We start from the raw sequence: 19,171 nt of genomic DNA, 5'->3' as shown, positions 1-19,171 counted from the left end.
TGAGATTTCATTGATACTCCGTATAATCGCCCGACCGGAAAGAATGGGGAGGTAAATGGCTTATTGAAAAATGAGTAACACTTCGCCACCCCAAGTCATTGACACTTTTTGTGACTGTGATTACAATTCCGCCTCTTTGTTGAGAGGCGTCGGCGTCTTTACGAAGACACATATCCCACGCCGGGTTAACTTAAGAACCTAACACTACTGATCAGTAAAGGTAATAATAATGTCTAAACGCACTTTTCAACCTTCAGTTCTAAAGCGCAAGCGTAGCCACGGTTTCCGTGCACGCATGGCGACTGCGAACGGTCGTAAAGTAATCAATGCACGTCGTGCAAAAGGCCGTAAGCGCCTGTCAAAATAATCACTGAATTATTTTGAATACGTACGCGTTCAATCGGGAGTTACGTCTGTTAACTCCCGAGCATTATCAAAAAGTCTTCCAGCAAGCGCATCGTGCTGGCTCTCCTCACTTTACCATCATTGCTCGCGATAATAACCTTTCTCATCCTCGTTTAGGATTAGCTGTCCCAAAGAAGCAAATTAAAACGGCTGTGGGTCGTAATCGCTTTAAACGTATTGCTCGTGAAAGTTTTCGTCTCCATCAACATAAACTTGCTAACAAAGATTTTGTTGTGATCGCGAAGAAAACCGCGCAAGATTTAAGCAATGAAGAACTGTTTACTTTATTCGACAAGTTATGGCATCGCCTATCTCGCCCTTCACGTGGTTGACTATTGGTTTAGTTAAACTTTACCAATGGATCATCAGTCCGCTTATCGGCCCTCGTTGCCGGTTTACGCCGACTTGCTCAAATTATGCGATAGAAGCATTGAGAGCTCACGGTTTTATAAAAGGGTGTTGGTTATCTGGCAAACGTCTATTAAAATGCCACCCTTTGAACGAAGGGGGATATGACCCCATTCCACCAGTCAAAAAACCAGACAGAGACAAATAACGATGGATTCTCAACGTAATATCCTGTTAATTGCTTTGGCGCTTGTTTCTTTTTTACTTTTCCAGCAATGGCAAGCAGCAAAGAACCCAGCCCCACAAGTGATTGAGCAGGCTCAAACCAGCACCACGGCCCCAGCACCTTCATTTGCAGATGAATTTGATCCTGCTCCTGAGCAACATCGTGCTGCTGCACAAACCGTGACGGTCACCACGGATGTTTTGACTCTGTCAATTGATACCGTTGGTGGGGATATTATTCATGCTTTGCTCAATCAGTACGCTGATGAACTTAATTCATCGACGCCATTTACTTTGTTAAGAAATGACCCTAATCACTTGTTTATCGCTCAAAGTGGTTTGATTGGTCCGCAAGGTATCGATTTGAGTAGCAATCATCGTCCGGTTTATCACGTTGATGGTGATCATTTTGCGTTAGCGGATGGTGAGCAGGAATTGCGTATTCCTATGACCTATCAAGCGAATGGCATTGAGTACGTGAAAACCTTCATTGTTAGACGTGGTGATTATGCCGTTGATGTTACGTTTGATGTGATCAACCGTTCTGGTAATAACGCGACGTTAGGTATGTATGCGCATTTGCGTCAAACCTTACTTGATTCAGGCGGCAGTTTAGCGATGCCGACTTATCGTGGTGGCGCTTACTCTACCGAAGATACACGTTATAAAAAATTCAGTTTCAAAGATATGCAAGATCGTAACTTGTCACTACCTTTACCTAATGGTCAGGGATGGGCAGCGATGATCCAGCATTACTTTGCTAGCGCATGGATTCCTCGCAATGAACCTGGTACCAATCTGTATTCTCGTGTGATTGGTAACGTTGGTGATATTGGTGTGCGCATGCCAAACAAAACTATTGCTGATGGTGATGCGACTCAGTTTACGGCGACCTTATGGGTTGGCCCTAAATTGCAAAATGACATGGCCGCTACCGCTCCGAATCTAGATTTAGTGGTCGACTACGGTTGGTTATGGTTTATTGCTAAGCCGCTGCATACTTTGCTGTCATTTATTCAGAGCTTTGTCGGCAACTGGGGTGTTGCGATTATCTGTTTGACCTTTATCGTCCGTGGTGCCATGTACCCACTGACCAAAGCGCAATACACGTCAATGGCCAAAATGCGTATGCTACAGCCTAAGCTGCAAGCGATGCGTGAGCGTATTGGCGATGATCGTCAGCGTATGAGCCAAGAAATGATGGAATTGTACAAGAAAGAGAAAGTTAACCCTCTGGGTGGCTGTCTACCTATCTTGCTACAGATGCCGATCTTCATTGCTTTATACTGGGCATTGATGGAATCAGTTGAACTGCGTCATTCACCATTCTTTGGTTGGATTCATGACTTATCAGCGCAAGACCCATACTACATCTTGCCATTGCTGATGGGTGCCAGTATGTTCCTGATTCAGAAAATGAGTCCGAACACCATTACTGACCCTATGCAGCAGAAGATCATGACCTTCATGCCGGTGATGTTTACCTTCTTCTTCTTGTTCTTCCCATCAGGCTTAGTGCTTTACTGGTTGGTATCGAACATCGTAACGTTAATTCAACAAACGTTGATTTACCGTTCATTAGAGAAGCGCGGTTTGCACTCTAAGTAATAGGCGATTGAGTTAATGAAGGCGACCTTTTGGTCGCCTTTTTGTTCGCTGCTGATTACAATAATCACTCATCGATCGTTAAGTAGGTAATAGTATGACCACCGATACCATTGTCGCGCAAGCTACCGCTCCTGGGCGAGGCGGCGTTGGCATCATTCGTGTTTCTGGCCCACAAGCCGCTTTCGTGGCCAAGCAAGTAACCGGAATGGACCTTAAGCCTCGTTATGCGCAGTATCTGCCTTTTAAAGATGCTGATGGTGCTGAACTAGACCAAGGCATCGCGCTGTATTTTCCAAATCCTCACTCCTTTACCGGTGAAGATGTCCTTGAGCTACAAGGTCATGGCGGACCCGTGGTAATGGACATGTTGATCAAGCGTATCTTAGCGATTCCTGGTCTTCGTCCAGCGCGGCCTGGCGAGTTTTCTGAGCGAGCGTTTTTGAACGATAAGTTAGATTTAACCCAAGCGGAAGCGATTGCGGACTTAATTGACGCCAGCTCAGAGCAGGCGGCAAAATCTGCTCTTCAATCGCTGCAAGGGCAATTTTCTAAACGAATTAATACCTTAGTTGAGTCTTTGATCTACTTACGCATTTACGTTGAAGCGGCAATTGATTTCCCGGAAGAAGAAATTGATTTTCTGGCGGATGGTAAAGTTGCTGCTGATTTACAAGCCATCATTGATAATCTGGCTGCGGTTCGTCAAGAAGCCAACCAAGGCGCGATTATGCGTGAAGGGATGAAGGTAGTGATAGCCGGTCGCCCTAATGCCGGTAAATCGAGCCTGTTAAATGCGTTATCGGGTAAAGACTCGGCGATTGTGACCGACATTGCTGGTACCACGCGTGATGTATTGCGTGAACACATTCATATTGATGGTATGCCGCTGCACATCATTGATACCGCAGGGCTACGAGATGCCTCTGATGAAGTAGAAAAAATTGGTATCGAGCGTGCGTGGGAAGAGATCAAACAAGCTGACCGAGTGCTATTTATGGTCGATGGCACGACGACTGAAGCAACCGATCCAAAGGATATTTGGCCGGACTTTGTTGACCGTCTACCCGATCAAATGGGGATGACGGTGATCCGTAATAAAGTCGATCAAACCGGTGAAACACTGGGTATCTGTCACGCTAGCCAACCGACTTTGATTCGTCTTTCTGCCAAAACCGGTCAAGGCGTCGAAGCACTACGCACGCATTTGAAAGAGTGCATGGGCTTTACCGGTAACCAAGAGGGCGGTTTTATGGCGCGTCGTCGCCATCTTGATGCGTTAGAGCGTGCCGCAGAACACTTAGCGATTGGTCAACAGCAACTCGAAGGCTACATGGCCGGTGAGATTCTTGCCGAAGAGTTACGCATAGCTCAGCAACACTTAAATGAGATCACCGGCGAGTTCAGCTCTGATGATCTCCTTGGACGCATTTTCTCTTCGTTTTGTATCGGGAAGTAAAGTGGGCAAATAACGGAAAACAACAGCAAGCAACGGTAGATAACATACTGATTTTATTAGATCGTCATTTGCCGTTTGTTTCTATCCGTTGCCGTTAATTGCCAAATCTAGTCCCCAGTTGGTCCCCAATGACATTATAAATGCCGTATTGGGGACCAATTGGGGACAAACATGAAAATTTTCATTGAAAAACGGGCACTTAAAGCAGATGGAACGCGAACATTGCGTCTCATTTATGACCACGGTTATACCACTAAATCAAACGGATCTCGTCAGCGAAAACGTGAACACGAAATACTAGATCTGTTTATCTATGACAAACCCAAAACGCCAGCTCAGCGCCAACACAATAAAGAACATATGCTTCTCGCCGAAACCATTAAGAGTAAACGACTGGTTGAGTGGCAATCTCAGAAGCATGGATTTGAGGATCGAACCAAGCGTTCAGCTAGCTTCATTGATTACTTTCAACGGCAAGTTGATATCAAAGAACAAACCACTTCAACCTCGAACCATTCGATCTGGCTTTCAGCTCGTAAGCACCTGTTGTTCTACTGCGGGAAAAATGATCTTAGTTTTGATGAACTGGATAAAGACTGGTTAGACGGGTTTAAGTATTACCTAACCAATGAAGCGAAAACCAAAAGTGACACAGCGTTATCTCGCAACACACAAAGCTCCTACTTCAATAAAGTTCGAGCGGCGATCAACCAAGCATATCGAGAAGGTATTATTCGCGATAACCCGCTTTCACAAGTAACCAGTATCAAAGCGAAAACAACTAAAAGGGTTTATCTAACACTGGATGAAGTCAACGCATTAGCCCACACAGAATGTCGCTATTCTGTACTTAAACGTGCATTTTTGTTCTCGTGTTCAACCGGGATGCGGTGGTGCGATATCCACAGACTTACTTGGTCAGAAATAGAGACATTCAATAATCACAAACGCATTATCTTCGACCAAGCCAAACTCTCTCACGGCGATGCTAAAAGCCTTCAGTATTTGGATATGTCTAAGTCTGCAGAATCACTCTTAGGCCCAGTCAAAGCGGCACATGAGCGAGTATTTAAGGGATTAAAGTACTCCGCATACATGAATGTCGAGTTGCTCAGATGGTGTATGGCTGCAGGGATCAGTAAACATGTTACATTCCATAGCGGTCGTCACACCTTTGCTGTAATTCAGTTGAGTCGAGGAATTGATATATATGCAGTATCGAAACTGCTCGGCCATAGCGAACTCAAGACAACCGAGATCTACGCTGACATCATAGAACAGCGCAGGATGGAAGCCATGCTGACATTCCCTGATATTTTTGCTTCTGGAAAGGATCCAGCGGCCTAAGGCCGCTGCGATAACGGTATTACTTACGAGAAGTGGTGGCGACATAGTTTGCTGCCCTTTGTTCTATCTCATGGCGAGATGAAACACGCTGCTCTTCAACCCATTTCATTATGGCTTGACGCTCAAATCGAAGGTGTTTACCAATTTTGAAAAATGGTATTTCCGCAGAGCTGGTCAGCTTATAAAGCTGGTTGGTTGATAAACCCAACAAGGCTGCACATTCATCAATCGTTAGAATGTCCTTTCCAAGCAACTCCACCTTTTGCTGCTGCAAACGCTGCTCTAACACAACCCGCTCGACATGATCGATTTTAGCCAAAATGGACTGGAGAAGGACCTGTTCATTGCTTGTCATAACTCCCCCCTCCATGTCGCTGCGTTGGGAAATGTGGGAAAACTGGGAAACGGATTACGCATCGGCTGTCAGCTCCTCTAGTTCTTCGATAATTTGAGAAGGTGTAAAGGCAAAGAACCTTTCCAATTTGCCGTTCACTTTTACTCGTAGCGTCCCTCTAGCCCCCTCGTTTGATTCAAACCACCGCCTTTGAACCAAAGGAGTCAGCTGGCTGATGTATTGCTTGCGCAGCTGGAGATCACGAATAAACACATTTTTATGAATCAGCCACTGCACCTCGTCTCCGTCTTGCCGGTAGTACCCCGTACTTGATGCTCTGCCGCTGGATATCTCACTTAACTGCTTTTCCCATTTGGAGAGTGCCTGCTTCAATGCCAAAAGCACTTCAAACTCTTCATGATTTTGAGTGTGCCCTCTCGCTGCAATCCACCGCTGAAAAATACTATGGACTGAGAATAAAGACTCTTCTTCGCTCCACGGTACTAATTTATGTCGAGAGGCCAGTGAGAGCGCAACGGCAACCAAGCAAAAGCGATGTAGAACCCTTAGAACTTGAGCTGACATACAGCTTTCTTTCCAGCGCTGCATCAACCTATCCGTTTCCGATCTCAACAGCAGTTCCAAATCTGGTTGATTCACGATCAAGCACATCCAAGCTGGGAATAACGAACCATGGTGCTTTTTCGTTGCCTCCTCCAAATGTTTGGCAAATTCGTGAGGGTCATTAAATCGGTGAACACTAGAAAAACAGCCATATTTTTCCGTCAACGGTATCTCCACTATTCTGACCAATTGGCCTGCGGCGGGCTTTTTGCCTATTTCTTCCAACAAATCAATCAAGCCAACTTCACCAGTGCTAAGCACCAAGGTTCTCCACTTTGCTTGTTTACCTAAAGCCCCTGTAATTAACGATCTTAACTTTCCATCGCCATTCACAATTTGGTAAGCCGCTGTATCCAAATTTTCACTTCTCGCCATGCCAATCTCATCCAGAGGCAGCATGACATCGTTGTAATTGACAGATACAGATTCGATACCATTGTTCGTGCTATACCAAGTCTTCTTGTAAGAGTGGGAGCCGTAAACTGACGATCCAACGAAAATAGCGCCTGACTTACCCTGACTTGACGACCCCATTAGATGAAATACTGAGCTTTCCCCTCCGGAAGGCGCTAATAGGGGTGCGGCAAGTGCGACTCCAACAGAAAATATCAAGGTTGGATTTCCACTCAACAGACAACCTATCTCCTGTTGCCAATGATCTAGGCTACCTTTTACTTCAAAATTACTATCAACAATTGCTCCAGCGTAAAAATATGGCTCCTCAGATACGCCAAAACTGGTTTCAATTGTCACGAATACATCGTCATGCCAGCCTGTGTTAAAGGCACTGATGCCAGTTGGCGCTTGTTTTATCTGTTGACGTAAGTAGCGTAATACAAGGCTCCAGTTGTACTTCTCATCTTCTAGCCAAAAGCCGCGATCAAATAGTTCTTCTCGCAGTACATTACTTGCGCTACCTAAAATTCGATTTGCTGGCACAACCAACCGAACAGGAACAAGATCCATATTTACAAACTCAATACAGGCACCGTAAGCCGATTTTTTATCTTGTGCCCTCACTCGCGCTACGACAGAAAGTTCAGAGCTAATAGCCATCCAACCTTCTTCTTTGTCACAGTATTCCAGTGCGTTATTTTTGTTTCGATACATACACACCTCACCGTCACAGGCTCAGCAGCCACTTCTGCACGTCTTCAACACGAAATCTCACACTTCGAGCACCAGGCGATAAATTCACTGGAGAAGGAAAAGAACCATTTTTCACATAACGGCGAATGGTTGCCTGAGACAACTGAGTTAACTGACAAACTCCTTGATAGCTTAATAGCTGATTTGATTGATTTTGTTCAGTCATAACTACTCCTAATAGTTAATGGATAATCAAGGAGTAGTTTGCAGAATGAGCAATACAAAGGCGCGCGGTGCTCAGGCCCAAAATGGGCAGATGGAGCAGAAAATATGCCTGTAAAATGCTTTATTTAGGGTTACAGAAGCAGATAATGGTGCGGTAATGTGATTAGGCGTTACTTCAGCGTTATTCATCAAGCCACAAAGCGCTATGCGTTAAGTAACCCGCTAATGCGTTAAGTTGCTCACCATAGTTAACGCATAGTGATTAGAGACACACTTTCACATGTGAAAGTAGCAAAACATGATGCTTTGAACGGACAAAACAACTAAGTGTACCGCTTTTGTTCGGTACACCTAAAACGGTACAGTTAAACTGACCAACCAATTAAAACATTGTTATAAATTAACTTTTAATCACTACAACGTTACCAAACTGTACCGATTTGACGAAAACGGTACACCTCTCTCATCCCAAGCAATCACTACGCCAATTTCTTCTCGCTTTTTTGACCCAAGTACTCACCACTACACATAAAACCCGCTAAGATACAAAAATTACAATTTGTAGGTTTGTAAGCCACATGAAATCAACCAAGATAGACCCTCAACTACTTGAAAAAGCGACGAGTATCTTTGCTGAGTTAGGTTTACCGATTGAACAGGCCATCAACGTGTTTTTAGCAAAGTCCGTTCAAGCCAAAGGCTTTCCGTTTTCGGTTGCCCTTGAAAATGAAGCTGAGGCACAAGGATCCTTACACAGCCAAACACAAAACAAAATCAGCAATGCCGAAATAACCGAAGCTATCCAAGGCTTGGTTGAACACGCTCTACCACTGAGTGAAATAGAAAACCTCACGCAGCTAACCTATTGTCGCAACACCTTCGGGTTGTCATTCCCGGTGCTAAAACTGGCTAAATCACCACGGCCAGAAGACATTCGCAGTGCAGCAAAAGATGCCAAAGAGCGAAACCGCTACTCCACCACTAAAGTGGCCCAGCGAGATGGAAAAACCTACGTGATTTGCACCCAATGGACAGACAGGCACCGCAATGCGTTTTGTCGTTGGCAAGCCATTTTTAGCAATGGAGCGTAATAACTCATCAAAATAACAACCAAGCACCAAATTAAAGATGGGCCACCTAGCACAATAAGGAGAGCGATAATGCTTAAGAAAATACAACACATTAAGAAGCTTGGTGTCTTCAAAGACTTCAGTTGGGATAGTGAAGTTAAAAACAAAGGTGGTGCTGTTCAGAACTTTGTTGATATCAACATCATCTATGGTCGCAACTACTCCGGTAAAACCACACTATCACGTATTGCGCGTGCCCTAGAGACTGGCTATTTATCTGAAAAATATGGATCGCCATCGTTCCAGCTAAATTTTACTGACAACTCAGATGTAACACTCGCGGCCTTAACCACCCACGACAAGAACATTCGTGTTTTCAATGAAGACTTTATTAGAGATAACCTTCGATTTATCACTAATCCTGACGACAGCATTGAGCCATTTGCCATTTTAGGCGATGACAATAATAAGATCGAAAAAGAGATTGAAGCTCTTGAGGAAGAGCTCGGTTCTAGTATTGAAGGGCAAGAAACCGGTTTGTTTGCCGGCAAAAAGCAGGCTGCAGTTGCATACAGCGAGGCCTTTGCCTCTCATAAACAATCGAATGAAAGTCTAGAAAAACAACTGGGTGATAAAGCGACTAATAAAGACATCGGCATTAAATACAAGCCTGAGCGTTTTGGTGACCAAAACTACACCATTACCAAATTAAAGGCCGATATCACAACTGTTAGTAGCCCTGATTTTCAGCCGTTAACATCAGAGCAAGTGAGCGAGCACGAAAAGCTGATTGATGAAAAGGTTTTGCCTGCAATACCTAAATTTTCTTCACCTCAGCTAAGTTTTTTAAGCTTGGCACTACAAGTTGAAACGTTGATAACCAAGCCCATCAGTGAGTCTGATAAAATTCAGGCGTTAGTAAAAGATGCTGTACTTAACCGCTGGGTCAATGAAGGTCGTTCTCATCATCGAAATAAGCATGAAAAATGCGCATTTTGTGACAATGAAATTTCGACTGAGCGGTGGGCAGAGCTTGAAAAGCACTTTGATGAAGAATCTGAGCAATTAGAAAAGTCGATTGATGCGTTACTTGCTAAGATAGAAACCGAAAACCAAACAATTCAATCCGCACTCACCATAGATCAATCTGCTTTTTATTCCAAGTTTCACTCACAACTAACTGCCTTAAATTTAAGGTTAAAAGCTGCAACCAAAGACTATCAGCTTGCTTTAGGTAATCTAACCAAGCAACTGAAGGCGCGAAAAGGTGATATTTTAAACGTTAAAGACTTTGAGAGCCCCGCTGATGGTACCGCGAAACTAACGCAAATCTGGCAGGAATATAGTGACCTTTGCGCTCAATCAGAGTTATTTAGCAGCTCATTAGCTGGCGAACAAACCAAGGCCAAAGCCGACTTGCGATTGAAAGAGGTCGCTGAGTACTTGCTTACGATTGATTACCAAACACAGCTCAATTCAATTGAAACCTTACGGCAAAAAAGATACGAGGCTCAACAAGCACAGGAGACTATCAATGCGAATATTACCGAAAAACAAGCACAGGTTACGGCTAAGAAACGTGAACTGAATGACGAAGAAAAAGGGGCTAAAAAGGTAAATGAATATCTGAATAATTTTTTCGGGCATCAGTTTTTGACGTTGGAGGCTAAAAAGGATGAAGGGCTAACGCAAGAGGCAAAACGTATTCGGTTTGAAGTGATCCGTGATGGTAAAAAAGCTTATCATCTTAGTGAAGGGGAATGCAGCTTGCTGGCATTTTGCTACTTTTTGGCCAAGTTAGATGATGTCGCAACCAAAGACTCAAAACCCATTATTTGGATTGATGATCCTATCTCGTCGCTCGATGGCAACCATATTTTCTTTATTTATAGCTTGTTGAATGCGGAAGTGGTCGAAAAGGGCAAATTTGCACAACTGTTTGTTTCAACACACAACCTTGATTTTTTGAAGTATCTGAGAATGCTGAATGGCAAGTATATCGATCCAGCAGGCTCTGGAAAGTTAAAAAGCTACCAGAAAGATTTCTTTGTTGTGATTAGGCAAGGTAAATTTTCTACAATTCAGTCTATGCCTGATTACCTAAAAAAATACATCACAGAGTTCAATTATCTTTTTCATCAAATCTACAAGTGCGCCAATGTCGAAAGTGTTGATGATGCAAACTTCAACTCGTTTTATAACTTTGCGAATAATGCGCGAAAATTTTTCGAGATTTATCTTTACTATAAGTACCCTGATCAAACATCTGATGAAGATAAGTTAAAGCTGTTTTTTGGTGATGAAAAAATCCCAGCGGTGTTAGTAGATAGAATCAATAACGAATTTTCACATTTAAAGGGGTGCTTCGAAAGTGGTTCGATACCTATAGATGTACCAGAAATGCAAACAGCCGCCAGACAAATCATTGAACGACTCAAGCAAGATAGCGACCAATTTACTTCATTGATGAAAAGCGTTGGTGAGGCAGTTGAGGTGGAAACTGTATGATCTGGGGTACTGACTCAGTATTCATAACTAGTAACGTACGAGGCTGAACTTATGGCAGATAACAGCCCACAGCCTCTCAAGGGGAGCTTGTTCTCTTTACAAGTGCTGACAGTCAAACCCGTGTAGAGTGCCGCTTTGAATCAGACACCTTGCGGTTGTCAAAAGGGCGATATAGCGCCTCACAGGTAATAGCAAGTTATGTTGAGCTGATTTTTGACATGATGAAGCAAAATAGCAGCATGAATGAATAGAGAACGCTTGGGTAACTAAGGGCTCTATACGTAAAACGTTAAGTAATGAGATAAGAAATGACCTATCGCGATGAAGACCTGAAACTGGCTAGATCTCAGGCAAGAGAAATATGGAAGATACTTGATTATGTTCGAGGGGCATCTCCTATATCGAACTATCGTTCATTAGCCTATTCAATTTTCTTTATACGTTATCTCCAATCCAATACCGGTCAGCATTTTGAGGCACCAAGGTTCGATTCTTTTAATGTTATTGCTCGTTACTCTTATGAGTTGGTTGAGCATGCTGTTCATCTAGGATTAATTCATCGCGATGTGTCCAATTTTCTGTGTGATTACTTAGAAAATACATTTCGTTCATTCGACAACATTAATGAGTCTTTTGTTCGTAATGCAATCAGAGATGGGCTATTAAATAGAAGCGCTTCCATAGCGTCACTTTCTCTATCTGAATTAAATTTGCTCTTTGCTGAGAATGAAGGCAAATCAGGGGGGGAATTTTACACTCCCAAAGATGTAAACCACTTGGTCACAGCGCTAGGTTTGCGCTATCAACCAAAGTCAGTGTGCGACCCATTTGCAGGGGCTGGAAACACAGCATTTTCTTTTTCCAATGTAAGCAAAGAAAGAGTTTATATAGATACTCAAGAAGTCAACAAGGACGCTTATTTTCAACTAATAATAAGCCGAGTAATCAGGGGGATAAAAGGTAGAGACTTTTTTGGAGACTCCTTATCGAATCCCATCTATCAGAAAAATGAATACGACCTAATTGTTTCCTTTCCACCTTTTGGAATGAAAATCCCCAAATCATCTCGGGAAGATATTTACTATTCAATGGGTAATAAGTGGCTAGACGTAGCCAGCATTCTGCCTGAAAGTAGAAGTGATTGGTTTATAACGCTATCAATGCTGTCAGCTCTTACTGAGAGAGGTAAGTTGTTAGTTGGTATGTCTCTAGGGGCCTTAACGAGAACAGGCTCTGAAGCCAAAGTTCGCGAGTATTTAGTGTCTCAAGGAGTTATCGAACAGGTCATTTTATTACCTAAAAACATCCATTACTCGACGTCAATTCCGACAGTGCTTATTGTTCTCAATTCAGGGTTAGAGAATAAAAACAATAGAAGCGTCAAATTTGTCGATGCTTCGTTGTTTTATGAACCAGCTCGAGGTCGAAATGTTCTCTCACACGACAATATAAATGCGATTGTTGAGGCTTGTGACAATGAGGGCCGATTTAGTGTTAGCTTGCCCCCTCGGCAGATAGCAGAAAGACAATTTAACTTAGATCCTTCTCTTTACGTACGCAAAGACCTCAAAGTTAGTGAAGTTTCTGTAAGCAACTTTAGGGGATACACGGATTTTAAAGTGCCAATGCATTCTTCTCTGAATGTCTTGGTTGGTGAAAATGGTGCCGGTAAAACTTCAATTTTAGAAGCGGTGGCTTGTGGTCTTGGTCCTTTTCTTACCGCTATGCCTGATGCAAAGGGAAAGCTGATAAAAAAATCGGATATTCATGTTAGTTCAAACGGGGTTGCGAGCCATGCTCGTATAGCGATTGAGACAACATCAAGTTTGAGTTGGGACCTTGTAGCTAAAGGTGCGGGGACTTCAGAGCCTCCGAAGATAGGAACCGCAGCATTAACTGGCTATGCCAGTCAGTTAGTTGATAGCCAATCTGAATTTCCATTGATCGCCTACTATGGAACAAGTCGTGCCCTCACCCCAACAAGTTCTAAAGTAGCAATAAACCCCTTCGAAAAAGATATTCGTGGCGAAGGTTATGACTCTGCTCTAGATGCTAAGGTGAACTACGGCATTATAAAAAACTGGTTCTCGAAAATTGAAGTAGATGAGCTTCGAAAGCGTGATGAGCTAAAACAACACAAGTTTATCCACCCGGCAAAGAGACTTGTCTCTGAAGCTGTTTATCAGATTGTAGAGCGAGCAACGAGCATAGAATTTGATAAAAACAGCAATGATGTTGTGGTGCATTGGAAAAATGAGAAGGATGAGTGTGTACAGCTTACCTTAGAGCAGCTAAGCGAAGGCTATAGAAATATGGTCGCTTTAACAATCGACTTAGTAAGACGTGCCTATTTACTTAACCCTGCCAGTAATAACCCACTAGCAGTGAATGGGATTGTTCTAATCGATGAAATTGAGCTTCACCTACACCCAAGATGGCAGCAGAAAGTTCTAAATGATCTTACAAGCTTGTTTAAGAACGTCCAATTTATTGTTACTACGCATAGTCCTCAAGTACTTACCACTGTTCATGCAGAATCAATCCGAATTATTTCTGCCGATGAAAGTGAAGCAAAACTATTAACAGGAACTAGTACTTATGGCTCTGAAAGTACAAGAATGTTGGAAGACGTCTTGGGAGGCAATATTCGACCTCAACACATTGATATTGTCAAAAAGCTAAATCGTTATACGGAATTGGTAGAAGCTGACCAATGGGATACAGATGAAGCGTTAGAGCTTAAAACTGTTCTATATCGATGGGGTGGGCAGACAGAAGCTGAACTTCAAAAATTAGAAACTGATATTCGTATTCGTGAGTTTGAGCGAGACAATGAAAACCATCAATAAAGGAGTGGAACCAAACCGACTGGGTGTATTCAGAGCAGCAAACCCTGACGCTTTGTGGGATAAAAAAGACAATGAATTAATTGGCGAAACTTTCCGCTGTTGCGGTGCAAGATATCAGGAAACACAGCAACAACTACGGACGGACCAAGGCAATTTATGTGCATATTGTGAACAGGATTTATTGTCAGGAACAAGCGGAGCTCTAGATGACTGCCGCATCGAGCATTTTCACCCAAAATCGAAACGCGAGCAGGGAGAACGTAACTGGGGGTTAGATTGGGCTAACTTACTAGTTGTTTGCTGTGGTGGAAATCAAAGCAAAGTTGTTGAGCCTGAGCAGAGGTTCGATACTGATCGGAAAAACTATTCTTGTGATGTACCAAAAGATGACAAAATTCTGGATACGATTATCTTCAATCCACTAAATTTACCTCACCACAACATTTGGAAGTTTTCTCGAACTACGGGCCAAATGGATGTAAATGAGAGAGCTTGTGAAGTTCAGGGGTTAGACGCTGAAATGGCGCGCCACACAATTAAAGAACTAAATTTAAATTCTCCACGCTTAATGCGGGCTCGAAAAATGATTCTTGAAGACCTCAATAGTCGAATCACAGAAAGAGTGGGACGTGGGCTAACGATAGAACAGGCTCGTAGTTCATTAGCCACATCTATACTTAGGAAAAATCGAGCAGGAGACTGGCCATCGTTTTTTAGTGCAATACGCTTTTACTTAGGGAAGCAAGCTGAACACACTTTAGTTCATCCACTTTAAATAACATTGATCTGTTTAGTTTCAACCATTAGACAAACCACCTCGTTAGAGTCACATAGTTCATCACAAGTCATTATTTTGATTGCTTTTGGATTTAAGTGCCAACGCGAGTATCAAACCCACCAACCGAAAAGCAACCCAAAAGCGCTCTTGCTCACAGCCCACCGCGTGCTGCCCCATGGGCTTTCACATGTGAAAGTGCATCAGCCCTCAAGCGCTTCAAACTGACCAAATCCCACAATAATCTAGAAATTTACCGTCGCAATCCCATCAAAAAAATAATCGACGCCCAGGTCCCACAATGATTGGACTATAAATCCCTACATCCCCGCCAAAACAATAAAGCAAAGAAAATAATCCGTAGCAACGTCCCACAAGGATAGATATCTGGAAAGTACAGGGATAGGTCCTAGGAGAGGAATCGCTGCCATGACTACCAATCAGCGATGGGACTAGAGGAAAATTATGCGCTCAAAAAGGGCAATTACAGATGCGTAGGTAACCGTACGTTTGCGCTACCTTAAGCAAAACAAACAAGGAGCCAATATGACTGTATTAAATGAACATTCCGCCGCCTATCAATGGCATCAACGAGCCCAGCAGCGACATCCCGAAAGTGAACAAGAGTGCTTTGAACTCGCGCTATCACAATCGCTAAAAGCTCTTAATGATATCGAGAACTTTGCAATGCAAGAGCCCTATCTGCTTGAGTTTTTAGCCAGTTGCTACGCTAACCAATTTTGGCGAATCCATCGAACACATAAGGAAACCTCACCTGGCCGCTACGGCTGCCGTGTTCGGGTTCGCAACCATCGCTTTGAAGCGGCTTGGTACTACAACTGGTATCTCAGTGCCAACCAAATGTCACAGCGAAACAACAAAGAACAGCGTGTTCGATCAAAGCATTTAGCCAAAGGCAAAGGCTTTCGTTACCCACCGGGTCGCTTTTCAAAAGCAAACTCGGAATGGGAATCCGATCTTATTGAGTACACAGAAGATGCCTTCGCACTGATCCGCGAAGTGCGGCATGAAATCCTCACCATCAAACAAAAAGCACAAATCTGTACAAAACGGCTTAACAAGCTTCGTGAGCACTTTCAAAAATCCCAAAATGGAGAAGCACTATGACGAAGAAAACCACACCCAATGTCGGGATCGTACAACTAAGCAAGGAAATTGAGTTAAGTAATCTCAAGTTGAAGCTGCCTGAGGCAGTTCCTTTGCCAGAAAGAATCGATGGTTTATCTAATTTCGTTGCGACAGAGTCAAAGCACTTGATGGCAGCAGCAAAAGAACTGAAGAAACAAATGGATAAACTAAAGAAAGCCTTGTCAAAAGAGTACAACGTAGAGTACCCATTTCGCTATGAGTTCATTGTTACGAGTGAACAGCGCTTACCTAAAATCAAGTGGCACCGCGTGATCGCTCGTGTAGGTTGGTATCCTGAGCTTGAAACCCAAGAAGTTTCAAATGGGGTGTTACGCCGTTTTTCACATGCAATGGATTGGGAAATCCCTCTCTATCTTCATTTGCTAGACCAGATCAACCGGCTGGAACAGCGTGTGAATCCAATAAGAGAGCTGTCTAGCCAGGTGAGAAAAACGATGCGAGCGATAAAAAAACTGCAAATTTAGTTCTATCCAATCAGGAAGCTTCATGCAGTGAAATGAAGCTTCTCCCCACAGTTTGCATTTTCAAAATCGATGATACGCTGGTAGTAAAGTGAGGAGAAAATGCTGTGATGAGATTGAAAGTTCAGGTTGAAAACATCAATGCTGAAAGCGTCGAAGTCGCGTGGTTCACGGGGTTGAACAATCACGGTATCGTTACGGTTCAAATTGCTCAAAGTGAGTTCCGGTGCGCTATCGCAGAGTTAACGGCGGCAAGGTTCTTACTACTCGACAAACAGGTATTCGGGCGCGTACCAAACAGCGGTAAAGGTCTCGCACTCAGCCTAACCAAAGAAACCATTTTAGCGGCCAAGAATGAAGCTCTCAAAACTGCCGCACTGTTTCTGTCCAACCGTCTATCCGGTATCAAACTTTATTCTGACGAGATTGTTGATATCACTCATCCAGAAACAAAAGACATTATTACGCCTTATGCTTCACCCTATCCGACGTTTGAGGTTGCAAAACTTGGCACCATCGCCATCAGCAACCATGCAATGCAACGCTACCAACAAAGGCACAGGCAAGGTGATATTCGCAATCCATGGCACAGCTTACAGAAGCAACTCTCCCACCCAAATCTAGAAAGACTGACTTTGTCATCAAGAACACGCTTTCAAAAGCTACTCCGTTACGGAAGCGAGCAACATGAGATTTGGGCCAACCCTACAGGCAATATTTACTTTCAAATTGCATCCTTAGCGGAACACAAGTTGGTTGTGACGGTTTTTTCTCAAGTAACGCATGCTTTCAATGAAATTCATGCTTAGGAAAGCTAAGCTAAACAAAGATAGAAGATACTTACAGGAGATGAATATGGAACTTTGGTTTTGGCTGGGGGGTTTATTACTGACAGTCGCCGCAGTCGGTGGGGTATTTTGGTATTCAGGACGAGAGCGATAGCTTTATTACTGGTCGATGTTATCGAGTTCCTGCCTGATCTGCTCAATAAGCGCCTGCTTTTTAGTTTCACTGAGCTTTTCAATCAAACATGCCAGTTCTGCTGAGCTGTCGGAATCTGAAAAGAAAAACGCAACAGGCACACCAAGCTCCTGAGCAAGCTTTTGTAGCGTACCGATATCGGGCATATGACGCCCTTTTTCATAATGATTCATTCGGCCACTCGCAGAACTTGGGTCCATACCCAAACGGATACCGAGCTCTCTTTGGCTGATGCCAACTCGATTTCTAGCCTGTTTAAGGCGCTGCGGGAATACGTTTGTTCTAGACAAGTGAGAATCATCATCAACCTTTGGTGCTTAGATTTTCTAAGTTTTTATTATATCTGTATACTTAGGATAACTAAGTATAAATTTGGTTAGCGGAGAGAACGGCATGAAGACATTGATAAATTTTGCGCTCTTTTGTTTATTTTCCCTTGGCTGTTTAATCGCAACATACCAGTCATGGGGATTGGTGCTAACGGCCATCCCACTTGTTGTCTGGTTTCAAACTCCGCTGAACTTTTTTCACAAAAAACGCTTGGCTGCGGTGCTATTTTGGTTGGTACTTATCTACTTTCATTGGCTTCTTGGCATAGCTACTGCGCTAACTTATTTTGCTAAGCACGTTTGGAGTTTGCACCGTCAGTACGAACTACCGATGACACAGCCAACGAAGACAAAACGCACAATCATCAACCCAAGCACCGGACTCCCAATGAAGGATAAGCATTTTGATATAGCTGGTAATGGTTATTTCTGGAAGAATGATTGATATGGACGAGATCAAACGAGTTGTGATCAACCTACTGAGACTCTTGATGATCCTGTTTGGCAACTTTTGTTGATCACCTTCTCTATCACTTGTTGGATCAAAAGATATCTTCTGCTTATTCACAGGGTTCGTATTCTCGCTCTACTCTTCTGGACAGGATTTGCTTACTATAGATTGTCAGTTGGAAAGCCATTTCCCACCATTCCCACTTTTCCCATATTGATCTATGATGGAAGTCATCTTGGGAAGTAAGAATTTGACCATAAATTGTAATTTGGTCCCCAATCGGTCCCCAAGACGTCGCGCGAGGCCAGCTATTATGGGAAACTTCACTTTCTGTATCGGCAAATAGATTAGTCAGTTGTTGTCGGCCATCATAATCTGTAGGGGATTCGCCTTAATTCAGCTCATCTATTAAGGTAAATAACGTCATTTTTTTATATCAGTTAATCGAGTAATGCACATGATTCATATTATTACCGGAAGTACCTTGGGCGGGGCTGAGTACGTAGGCGATCACATTAGTGACGTATTGCAGCAAGCGGGGCTTGATACTCAGATTCATAACCAGCCCGTATTGACGGATATTCCAGCGCAAGGTACATGGCTTATTGTGACCTCAACTCATGGTGCTGGAGATTATCCTGATAATATTCAGCCTTTTATTAATGATCTTCAGCAAATGCCACCGAATACTCAGCAGTTGTCTTACGCGGTGGTTGCGATTGGTGATTCAAGTTATGACACCTTTTGTGCGGCGGGAAAACACGCTGATGATTTATTGGAAGACATTGGCGCAACACCGATTGCAGATTGTTTAACGATTGATATTCAGCACCATCCTGTACCTGAAGATGCAGTTGAAGAGTGGTTAAGTGAATTTATTCAGCGTGTGGCGCAGTAACCTGAACCTGTAAAGTAA

At 43.3% G+C, this 19,171-nt stretch carries 19 protein-coding genes; 15 read left to right on the top strand and 4 right to left on the bottom strand.

The window, feature by feature from the left end:
* Positions 1 to 229 precede the first annotated feature (229 nt).
* The 6 genes from rpmH to FKN93_RS09970 all read left to right on the top strand — a co-directional run bounded on the left by rpmH (position 230) and on the right by FKN93_RS09970 (position 5,389).
* Positions 230 to 367 (top strand): 50S ribosomal protein L34, encoded by a 138-nt coding sequence (gene rpmH, locus FKN93_RS09995; protein WP_004397549.1) that lies wholly within the window; start codon positions 230 to 232, stop codon positions 365 to 367.
* Positions 368 to 413: 46 nt separating this feature from the next.
* The gene (gene rnpA, locus FKN93_RS09990; RefSeq protein WP_233268204.1) at positions 414 to 737 is read left to right on the top strand and encodes a ribonuclease P protein component; all 324 of its coding nucleotides are present in this window, start codon (positions 414 to 416) and stop codon (positions 735 to 737) included.
* Positions 704 to 961, top strand: coding sequence for a membrane protein insertion efficiency factor YidD (gene yidD / locus FKN93_RS09985; RefSeq protein WP_072670255.1), 258 nt, complete (start codon positions 704 to 706; stop codon positions 959 to 961). Before rnpA ends, yidD begins: the two co-directional genes overlap by 34 nt.
* 2 nt (positions 962 to 963) lie before the next feature.
* Complete coding sequence (gene yidC / locus FKN93_RS09980) at positions 964 to 2,586, top strand: membrane protein insertase YidC (protein WP_004397551.1); 1,623 nt, start codon at positions 964 to 966, stop codon at positions 2,584 to 2,586.
* Positions 2,587 to 2,680: 94 nt separating this feature from the next.
* Complete coding sequence (gene mnmE / locus FKN93_RS09975) at positions 2,681 to 4,042, top strand: tRNA uridine-5-carboxymethylaminomethyl(34) synthesis GTPase MnmE (protein ID WP_170905032.1); 1,362 nt, start codon at positions 2,681 to 2,683, stop codon at positions 4,040 to 4,042.
* A 171-nt stretch (positions 4,043 to 4,213) separates the two neighbouring features.
* On the top strand, positions 4,214 to 5,389 hold the full coding sequence (locus tag FKN93_RS09970) for a site-specific integrase (protein ID WP_113610673.1): 1,176 nt from the start codon (positions 4,214 to 4,216) through the stop codon (positions 5,387 to 5,389).
* A gap of 19 nt (positions 5,390 to 5,408) precedes the next feature.
* On the opposite strand, the gene FKN93_RS09965 is transcribed toward FKN93_RS09970, so the two are convergent.
* The 3 genes from FKN93_RS09965 to FKN93_RS09955 are packed head-to-tail and all read right to left on the bottom strand — an operon-like array spanning position 5,409 to position 7,662.
* Positions 5,409 to 5,744 carry a helix-turn-helix domain-containing protein gene (locus FKN93_RS09965; RefSeq protein WP_102586191.1) on the bottom strand — a complete coding sequence of 112 codons (336 nt, stop codon included), beginning with the start codon at positions 5,742 to 5,744 and terminating at the stop codon, positions 5,409 to 5,411.
* 54 nt (positions 5,745 to 5,798) lie between these two features.
* Positions 5,799 to 7,457: a DUF927 domain-containing protein gene (locus FKN93_RS09960; protein WP_170905031.1), complete on the bottom strand. Its 1,659-nt coding sequence runs from the start codon at positions 7,455 to 7,457 to the stop codon at positions 5,799 to 5,801.
* Between the two features lie 13 nt (positions 7,458 to 7,470).
* The gene (locus FKN93_RS09955) at positions 7,471 to 7,662 is read right to left on the bottom strand and encodes an AlpA family phage regulatory protein (RefSeq protein WP_170905030.1); all 192 of its coding nucleotides are present in this window, start codon (positions 7,660 to 7,662) and stop codon (positions 7,471 to 7,473) included.
* Positions 7,663 to 8,239: 577 nt separating this feature from the next.
* Between FKN93_RS09955 and FKN93_RS09950 the strand changes: the two genes are divergently transcribed.
* The 7 genes from FKN93_RS09950 (at position 8,240) to FKN93_RS09920 (ending at position 17,303) form a co-directional block, all read left to right on the top strand.
* On the top strand, positions 8,240 to 8,752 hold the full coding sequence (locus tag FKN93_RS09950) for a type II toxin-antitoxin system RelB/DinJ family antitoxin (RefSeq protein ID WP_170905029.1): 513 nt from the start codon (positions 8,240 to 8,242) through the stop codon (positions 8,750 to 8,752).
* Positions 8,753 to 8,821: 69 nt separating this feature from the next.
* On the top strand, positions 8,822 to 11,239 hold the full coding sequence (locus FKN93_RS09945; protein ID WP_170905028.1) for an AAA family ATPase: 2,418 nt from the start codon (positions 8,822 to 8,824) through the stop codon (positions 11,237 to 11,239).
* 308 nt (positions 11,240 to 11,547) lie between these two features.
* Positions 11,548 to 14,088 carry an N-6 DNA methylase gene (locus tag FKN93_RS09940; RefSeq protein WP_170905027.1) on the top strand — a complete coding sequence of 847 codons (2,541 nt, stop codon included), beginning with the start codon at positions 11,548 to 11,550 and terminating at the stop codon, positions 14,086 to 14,088.
* Positions 14,072 to 14,863, top strand: a complete 792-nt coding sequence (locus FKN93_RS09935; protein ID WP_170905026.1) for a retron system putative HNH endonuclease — start codon at positions 14,072 to 14,074, stop codon at positions 14,861 to 14,863. Before FKN93_RS09940 ends, FKN93_RS09935 begins: the two co-directional genes overlap by 17 nt.
* A gap of 546 nt (positions 14,864 to 15,409) precedes the next feature.
* Positions 15,410 to 15,991 carry a conjugative transfer protein MobI(A/C) gene (gene mobI / locus FKN93_RS09930; protein ID WP_170905025.1) on the top strand — a complete coding sequence of 194 codons (582 nt, stop codon included), beginning with the start codon at positions 15,410 to 15,412 and terminating at the stop codon, positions 15,989 to 15,991.
* Complete coding sequence (locus FKN93_RS09925) at positions 15,988 to 16,497, top strand: hypothetical protein (RefSeq protein ID WP_170905024.1); 510 nt, start codon at positions 15,988 to 15,990, stop codon at positions 16,495 to 16,497. The genes mobI and FKN93_RS09925 overlap by 4 nt, the downstream gene beginning before the upstream one ends.
* Positions 16,498 to 16,604: 107 nt before the next feature.
* Positions 16,605 to 17,303 (top strand): hypothetical protein, encoded by a 699-nt coding sequence (locus FKN93_RS09920; protein WP_170905023.1) that lies wholly within the window; start codon positions 16,605 to 16,607, stop codon positions 17,301 to 17,303.
* A gap of 138 nt (positions 17,304 to 17,441) precedes the next feature.
* Here FKN93_RS09920 and FKN93_RS09915 read toward each other — a convergent pair whose 3' ends face one another.
* The gene (locus FKN93_RS09915; RefSeq protein ID WP_170905022.1) at positions 17,442 to 17,765 is read right to left on the bottom strand and encodes a helix-turn-helix transcriptional regulator; all 324 of its coding nucleotides are present in this window, start codon (positions 17,763 to 17,765) and stop codon (positions 17,442 to 17,444) included.
* 103 nt (positions 17,766 to 17,868) lie between these two features.
* On the opposite strand from FKN93_RS09915, the gene FKN93_RS09910 reads away from it, so the two are divergent.
* Both FKN93_RS09910 and mioC read left to right on the top strand, forming a co-directional pair.
* Positions 17,869 to 18,249 carry a hypothetical protein gene (locus FKN93_RS09910; RefSeq protein ID WP_170905021.1) on the top strand — a complete coding sequence of 127 codons (381 nt, stop codon included), beginning with the start codon at positions 17,869 to 17,871 and terminating at the stop codon, positions 18,247 to 18,249.
* A gap of 463 nt (positions 18,250 to 18,712) precedes the next feature.
* On the top strand, positions 18,713 to 19,153 hold the full coding sequence (mioC, locus tag FKN93_RS09905) for an FMN-binding protein MioC (RefSeq protein WP_170905020.1): 441 nt from the start codon (positions 18,713 to 18,715) through the stop codon (positions 19,151 to 19,153).
* The last annotated feature ends 18 nt before the right edge of the window (positions 19,154 to 19,171 follow it).

It is taken from the genome of Vibrio sp. A8-1 (assembly GCF_013048685.1).
Lineage (GTDB): Bacteria > Pseudomonadota > Gammaproteobacteria > Enterobacterales > Vibrionaceae > Vibrio > Vibrio metschnikovii.
This window is presented reverse-complemented; position numbering and strand designations above follow the sequence as displayed.

Excerpts from the sequence above, each read along its gene's own strand:
- yidC (WP_004397551.1), top strand. The coding sequence starts at position 964 with ATGGATTCTCAACGTAATATCCTGTTAATTGCTTTGGCGCTTGTTTCT.
- FKN93_RS09940 (WP_170905027.1), top strand. The coding sequence starts at position 11,548 with ATGACCTATCGCGATGAAGACCTGAAACTGGCTAGATCTCAGGCAAGA.
- FKN93_RS09945 (WP_170905028.1), top strand. The coding sequence starts at position 8,822 with ATGCTTAAGAAAATACAACACATTAAGAAGCTTGGTGTCTTCAAAGAC.
- FKN93_RS09960 (WP_170905031.1), bottom strand. The coding sequence starts at position 7,457 with ATGTATCGAAACAAAAATAACGCACTGGAATACTGTGACAAAGAAGAA.
- mobI (WP_170905025.1), top strand. The coding sequence starts at position 15,410 with ATGACTGTATTAAATGAACATTCCGCCGCCTATCAATGGCATCAACGA.
- FKN93_RS09965 (WP_102586191.1), bottom strand. The coding sequence starts at position 5,744 with ATGACAAGCAATGAACAGGTCCTTCTCCAGTCCATTTTGGCTAAAATC.
- FKN93_RS09910 (WP_170905021.1), top strand. The coding sequence starts at position 17,869 with ATGAAGACATTGATAAATTTTGCGCTCTTTTGTTTATTTTCCCTTGGC.
- FKN93_RS09970 (WP_113610673.1), top strand. The coding sequence starts at position 4,214 with ATGAAAATTTTCATTGAAAAACGGGCACTTAAAGCAGATGGAACGCGA.
- FKN93_RS09920 (WP_170905023.1), top strand. The coding sequence starts at position 16,605 with ATGAGATTGAAAGTTCAGGTTGAAAACATCAATGCTGAAAGCGTCGAA.
- mnmE (WP_170905032.1), top strand. The coding sequence starts at position 2,681 with ATGACCACCGATACCATTGTCGCGCAAGCTACCGCTCCTGGGCGAGGC.
- FKN93_RS09925 (WP_170905024.1), top strand. The coding sequence starts at position 15,988 with ATGACGAAGAAAACCACACCCAATGTCGGGATCGTACAACTAAGCAAG.
- FKN93_RS09955 (WP_170905030.1), bottom strand. The coding sequence starts at position 7,662 with ATGACTGAACAAAATCAATCAAATCAGCTATTAAGCTATCAAGGAGTT.
- mioC (WP_170905020.1), top strand. The coding sequence starts at position 18,713 with ATGATTCATATTATTACCGGAAGTACCTTGGGCGGGGCTGAGTACGTA.
- yidD (WP_072670255.1), top strand. The coding sequence starts at position 704 with ATGGCATCGCCTATCTCGCCCTTCACGTGGTTGACTATTGGTTTAGTT.
- FKN93_RS09935 (WP_170905026.1), top strand. The coding sequence starts at position 14,072 with ATGAAAACCATCAATAAAGGAGTGGAACCAAACCGACTGGGTGTATTC.
- FKN93_RS09950 (WP_170905029.1), top strand. The coding sequence starts at position 8,240 with ATGAAATCAACCAAGATAGACCCTCAACTACTTGAAAAAGCGACGAGT.
- rpmH (WP_004397549.1), top strand. The coding sequence starts at position 230 with ATGTCTAAACGCACTTTTCAACCTTCAGTTCTAAAGCGCAAGCGTAGC.